A 6,754-nucleotide genomic window follows, 5' to 3' on the forward strand; every position below is an offset into this window, starting at 1 on the left:
TCTTGATCATGAAGGAAAAATACATTAAACAGGTTAAAGTATGCTCTCCGTCAAGAATTAATACGATTATATCCAGATCACTTTCTGGTGCGAGTTTAATCGATCATGATAAATACCAAGGTATTTTTAATGAGCGAAGTGGTTATAAAGCACTGCTTATAAAAAAAGATTATGAATTTGAATATATTAAAAAGATAAAAAATTAAGTTTATTAAATTACCCCATTTCAGATGGGAATGATTTAGCGATTATTAAAGTATAGATATTATAGATTAATAAGAGGGACTGCTTTATGGGGATGTTATTTCCATCAGTAACAAGTTTAGCTGTAAGTGGTGCAAAAAGTGGGGCTGAATCCCTTGCTCAGAAGGTAATGTTACAAAAATTATCCGAGGTTGTTAATGGAAAAGATGAGAGCGGTCAAATAAATGAAGATTTAGCTTTGGCGAATCATTGTTGGAAGCAGTTGCCCCAAAAAGTTTCAAGGACAGGGATTCGTTCAAAGCGAGTTTACTGGATGAAATGGTACCCAAAAATTCGCTCGGTTGGAGAAAAAGAAAAACTATTAATGATCCTCGCTTGCTATGAAGCAGCTAATGTTTCGCCGTCGTGTGAGCAATTTAGGATTAATACTGATGCAGCTTATAAAGCATTCCCTATACTTGGGCCGAAAAAATTAGTAATGGATCCTAGTTTAACTCGAAAGAACTTGAGAGGTGTCTTAAAAAGGAAGCCGATACTTTCATATTCTAATATAGGTGTATCAACTGCATTTGCCCCTGTAGCACTAGATTTACTTAATGTATTAAATGAATGGTCAAATAAACTAAATGGTAATAGTAAGCTAAATTACGAAGAGCACTATAAAGATAGGTTATGGCTTGTCGGTGAAACTTATGAATTCATTGACCAATTATCATACATGAATATCGATTACTATACCCTGGATCTATTAGCATCGAGGGTATATTTATGGTGGATGTTAACGAGTGTCAAAGCAAAAACGAATGCTGAAAAGCCTCAAGAGTATGAAATTTTAGGGCATGATGGAATTAATGAGATGTATAAGGAGCTTTTCAAAAGGGGGTATCAACACTTAGAGCGTTTGCTTGTTGAATTTTGTACCCGAGCTTTAGTTTGTAAGCTTGATGAGGCGGTAAACTTATTCGAAGCATCAATTCTTTCAGCAGAGCAATTTTTAACCTCTCGCGACATACTAGCTCATAGTAGTCAGAAGCAAGAAATTTATGAGGGCAAAAAGCTTGCATATGAATATGTCAACCCAGAAATTGATGCGGTTGATGACGAGGCTTTAGATTTAAGAAATGAAAGGCTAGTTACCGAAAGCAAAAGACTAATTAAAGTGCAGTTAGGGCAGGCAAACAATTATATTTCTCTATGTAGTACAGTATTTGGTATTAGTGGTGCCTTAAAGGTAAATAGCACGAAAATAAAAGCATCAGACGCACAGCGCTATTTAAAGTGTGTTCAAAAAGTAGCAGAAGACCATGATGTTAAAGAGAGTATAGTAAACTTGCTAAAGGTTGAGTGTGAATCTCAAGGTTTTGGGCAGAGTATTTTTAAATCAAGTGATAGCTTTAGAAAAACATTTATGGGGCATATGTCTAAGCACCCAAATCTTTATGATGATTTAGCAAGCCTAATTCTGAAGCAAATGGTTCTATTTTCTATGAATAATATCATGATATTTTACAGGGATTATATACAAGAGTTTGGTGATTCTAGAATTGGAGAAATCGGTAGTAATTGCTCAGCACTGTTAAATGATATTCATAATATCAGTGGGGATGCATATAGATTAATGATAAATATTTCAGAGTCATATAAGTCAAAGTTGACTAATAGTGCAAAAGAAGAGCGCTATGGTGATTTTAGAAGTGAAATTTATGGCTTAGGCCTGCATATGAGAGATTTAACTACTGCTTTTAATTCTCGTGCTCAGGAAGTGCAAATGCAATTAAAACTGTATAAAGATGGAATAAAAATGTCAGCAATACGTGGATATTATTACTCGTCAGCAAAACAAAGTAAGAAAAATTTTTTAAGCATATTAGGTATTTTTGATGAGCAGGATCGTTTTGATGATGCTTTAATTACCTTGTCTGTGAGTACGAAGCAGCTTGAGGGAAATGAAGGTGGTGACTCCCCTAGTACATCATCAACAAATAATCAATTGAAAAAGTTCGTAGAAGGTCAAGGAGAGAATCTGAGGGCAAGTTTGAGAAATTATTATAAAACAGTATCTGAAAACCTTTATGAAAGCTTAAGAAATATTTTTGAAAATGCCTCCTTAGTATCCTCTGCAACAGGTGATGTAGGGCAGCAAAATCCATTGTTAAGAAAAATAGGGGGACTTAAGCTCGAAGGAGTTAAACTAAAGGGGTATGATGATGAGTTAGGTGTGGTTGGCCAACAATTAGATGAAGAACAATTTAATATAAAGTTAGCAGATGAAGTCTATCAAAAAATATCTGCTGCTAATTTTTATGAAGGGATTTATCAACAAAATAGAGAAGGGAAATTTAGGAATATAAAAATAGATTATCACCAAAAGAAGAGAGAATGCAGGCGAAAGGACTGTAAAAACTGGTCTATGAGTGAAACTAAATTGCATTCGTGTCGGGTATGTTTTCAAGGGAAGTTCTGCAATAGTCATATTACAAGAGATAGTGATACGATGCACAATGAGTATGTGTGTAATACATGCAGAGAAGATATAGGAAACCAAAAATACGAAAAAATAAATGCTAAACGTGAGCTCCGTGGCTTTGACAAGGTGAAAATGTATGATGTCCAAGATGTATAAAGAGGGAGGTTGAAGTTATGCCTGTGAATGCAATTGACGATAGTTTGCCTGAAATCAAAGAATCCTCGAAATTTACTAACAGAAATATATTTAGAGGAAGAAGGCCGACTAAATATAGTGAATTTGAAAAATTAAGAAAAATATTATCGCTATATGGTGCCCATAAAGTTAGAATTAGTAAGGATTATGAGATTGGTGATGCTGCAAAGGGAACGATATATAACCATTTTATTGCAGGTGCGCACCTTAGTAAGACAAATCTTCACAGAATTGTTTTGAGGTATATTGCATGTAATACAAAGCCTTCGGCAAGCCGATATACTTTTCATGTAATGAAGATGATGGAGCCTCTTAAATACTACTTCAGACTGGTGAGTCGTCGGTCACTTAGCACTCATAAAGATAGATTATGGATCGCAGGTGAAAACTTTTCATATTTGCAAAATCTTGCTGAACAACAATTTGACTATGAGTCAATGGATCAGCTTATAAAAAGAATTGCTTTATGGAAAAGTTTATTAAAAGATGAAGATTTTTTACCTATTGGTAATGACGCTTGTTATACTGCATTTGAAAACTTAGTTAAAATTGCAAGTGAATGTTTTACAGAATTAAATATTGAGCTTTTGACAAGAAACTTTTTTCACAAAATTTAATCAGGTTTCTTATGTTTTAAATTCTGAGATGATATTGGCTCAGAAGTTCTATTTATCTGAAGATTGGTTGTCAACTAAATTTATAGAAACAATTAATGATTTTTTAGCCGATGTTGCAATAAAAAAAGAATATACAGATAACTTGGCAGAGTCAGATGATCTTAAAGTTATTGATGATATTAGAGCCAAGCAAAAAACTAAGCTGGATATTAAAAGTCTTGACGATGCTAGGGACTATAAGCAAATGTTGTGGAGGTTAAGTACTTTTTATATGTCTATTGCTGTGCTTTTAACAAGAAATAATAAAATTGTATCTAAACAGTGTTTGACATTAGCAAAATATATAACAGAAAGTGAGGATAATGGCAATAATGAGGCAAGGGCTTATACTGCATTCCAAAAAGTAAAGCCCGTTTTCCAAAGGATTGATGCTTCAATTACAGCACTTAAAAATAAATTTTCAATTATGACAAGTTCAGATCTTTCTAATGAGTTTGTTAGGGCTTTTGCTAGTTTGAGTCAGGATGATGGTAGTCAGCAGACATTTTCTGACTCATTGAGGAAACATATTATCAACACTGATGAAAAAGTGCCAAGGCCCCACATTTTTCAAGCGCTTTATACTTTAGTGATTGAGAGTTTTTCTATTTCTTGTTATCAAGACGTGTTTAAAATTTATTTGATGATAATACAAGAGTTTGGTGATCAAGGTATCTCGAAAATGCAAGATTTACCAAGTGATGACCCTGCGAATTTGAGTGCTGTTGTTAAGAAGTGTCGAGACTCATCTGATAAGATATCAGAATGTATGAGAATTCTAAATAGTTCAAGGCAAAGTATAGCAATTAGTGGAGATGCTGCAACGAAAATGACAACTCAGTCTAAAGAGCTACAGAAGGCTTTTGATCGTGCTCGAGAACAACTAGAGTGTCTCCATGGTGAGGTGCAATTTCAAATGAGATTAAAATCAGAGTTTTTTAGATTGAAAAGAAATTTTGGTTTAAGTCAGTTGAGACGTGTTTTAAAAGAGAATAAGAGTCATGTTCACCTATCAATGAATGAGCAATTTGATAATGTAAAAGATTACACCGCACGTATTCAGCAGTATATTTTGAGTGCTTATAATATTAATTATGAAAACGAAGGAGAAAGGCTCAGTGACCAGCAGGCCCTTGATTTGATTGACTCTGAAATGAGTCAAATCACAAATTCTGTGAGCCAGCACTATATGTCAACATTAGAGTCTATGCCTACTTAATATTATGAATAAAGATGTAATAGAAAAATTTATCTATGATTTAAAATATCAAGATGCGCTAGAATCATTATTAAAAGAGTTTGATCAAGACGAAATTGAAATTAGTCTTGACCTTCTTTCGTATTCTTGTGTTTGTCACTATATTGTTGAGGGAGTGCTTAGCGGGCAATTAGCTGCTCTTTCAGCTTTTACATCAAGTGATGGGTTTGATATCAGCAAAGTCAAAAAAATTACTAAAACACTTGCCTGGGTCTTTGATACAATTAATGATCATATTAATGAAAATAAGCTTACTCTTAATGAGCCAGTTGATGATGCACTACTATGCTTAGCAGCTTTTAAAGAGTCTTTGCCTGATGCTATTAATATGGATACTCAGCTTAACAAGCTTAAATCTTATTTGCTTAAAGCAAAGAGTGGGCCTGAAGTTCAAAATGAAGAAGAGGCAGAGCAGATTATTGAAGAAAAGCCTATAGAATCAATTAAAACGGGTAGCCATTTTTCTCCAAAATTAGATGAGCTATTCAAAAAAATAGAGCTATGTATGGAGCTTTCTAATCAAAACAGAGTTTTTGAAGCAGCTTTGTTTTACTGTGATATTCAGGAGAAAATTTCACATTTCGATCCAGTTGTCTATTTTCCGGAAGTTTTTGTACCATTTTTTAGAAACCTCTCAAAATCCTATGTAAAAATTCAGAAGATAATTGATAGTAACCAAGATACTTTAGAGTGGCATATTGCAGAACAAATTTATAAGGCTAGTCCGGAAAAGCTTGTCTCTGGTGGTAGCTTATTTGAGAGTGACGAGTTAAAGAGTACGAATGAGCTAACTGGCTTTATTAGAGAACACGGCTCTCTTTCTCCAACAACGGGAGTCATTAATAAAGAGAGTTATTCACGTGTTGCTAATAACGAGGCCTATGATAGCGAGTTTGATAATAACAAAGAAAACTTTGAGGAGTTCAACCATATCGAAGGGGACTCGCCTGGTGAAAGAGAAGCTGAATCTGACTTTCACAATAAAAAACAAAAAAATGATGAAAATAAACAGAATCATGACGCTTTAAATGATATTGAAGGCGACTATAAATTTGATTTCGAATTTGATTGATTATGAGTTTTAATTTAACTGATTTTTCTTCATTGCAGGCTTCTTTACATGGGTCGACAAGTAAGGTACCTAACTTTTCTGATGCTATTGAAAAAAGTAAACAGAAGTTGAGTGAATCCGTTTCTTTGTCGCAAGAAGTTCAGCCTAAAAAAGCGTTTGCTAGTCCATTAGAATCATGTCAATATCACCTTTCTAAGATTAAAGATGCTGTCCCTATGGATAAAGACAGTCTTTTTTTATCTGCGACTGACTTGAAAAATAAAACGGCATCTCAAATGCTTGGAGTGGCTAACCAATCACAGCAGCAGTTGGTTGACTACCATAAAATTGAAAATCGTTTTCCCAAGGTTGATCATTTACAACAATTTAAATCCTCATTGATTAATTTAAAGGATAAGCACCAGTTACCTGGCGATACTAATGGGTCAGCGTTTGACCAATTACAACAAAGCGTGAGTGCGATCACAAAGACGTTGTCTCAAACGCAGGGCGCTATAAAAAATAATACGGGTAACTTGTATGGCGCAGCTAAAATACCGACACTTTCAGAAGAATCTTTACCTGACTTAAGCTCAGCGATTGGTGTGAATGTGCCGACAAGCCTTGTTCCAGAACCACTGAGTCAGTTTGACTCTGCTGCAGTTATTTCTTCATTACAAGAGCGAGTAGGGTTGTTTTTCGGTGATAGTGGTCGCATTGCCAATCATTTTTCTTCTGAGGGTGTGGCTACTGAGGCAGAAGGTAGTGATGGCGGGCGTGGTGAGTCTAGTTTTGCTAAACGTATGGGGTTATTTTTGGGAGATCAGGGGCGTATTGCCAATGCTGCGGTGGTGGATGAGTTAAGTCAGCATATAACCGCTGCTCAACAAAGTCTGAGTGATATTGCTGGGAACCAAGGGGCC

5 protein-coding genes and 1 pseudogene are annotated in these 6,754 nt (G+C 35.0%); all 6 read left to right on the forward strand.

Annotation, left to right across the window (positions count from 1 at the left end; translation table 11 throughout):
* On the forward strand, positions 1 to 206 hold a 206-nt coding region (locus BGC07_RS22710), incomplete at its 5' end, for a hypothetical protein (protein WP_235603310.1).
* Positions 207 to 292: 86 nt separating this feature from the next.
* The gene (locus BGC07_RS15025; protein WP_069313755.1) at positions 293 to 2,827 is read left to right on the forward strand and encodes a hypothetical protein; all 2,535 of its coding nucleotides are present in this window, start codon (positions 293 to 295) and stop codon (positions 2,825 to 2,827) included.
* 17 nt (positions 2,828 to 2,844) lie between these two features.
* Positions 2,845 to 3,483, forward strand: a complete 639-nt coding sequence (locus BGC07_RS22715; protein ID WP_235603311.1) for a hypothetical protein — start codon at positions 2,845 to 2,847, stop codon at positions 3,481 to 3,483.
* Between the two features lie 67 nt (positions 3,484 to 3,550).
* Positions 3,551 to 4,741, forward strand: coding sequence for a hypothetical protein (locus BGC07_RS22720; protein ID WP_235603312.1), 1,191 nt, complete (start codon positions 3,551 to 3,553; stop codon positions 4,739 to 4,741).
* A gap of 4 nt (positions 4,742 to 4,745) precedes the next feature.
* A complete protein-coding gene (locus BGC07_RS22725) occupies positions 4,746 to 5,852 on the forward strand; it encodes a type VI secretion system protein IglI family protein (RefSeq protein WP_069313756.1) in 1,107 nt (368 codons plus the stop codon).
* 2 nt (positions 5,853 to 5,854) lie between these two features.
* Positions 5,855 to 6,754: pseudogene (locus BGC07_RS15040) on the forward strand (DUF4280 domain-containing protein); the annotation flags it as partial.

Source organism: Piscirickettsia litoralis (assembly GCF_001720395.1).
GTDB lineage: Bacteria > Pseudomonadota > Gammaproteobacteria > Piscirickettsiales > Piscirickettsiaceae > Piscirickettsia > Piscirickettsia litoralis.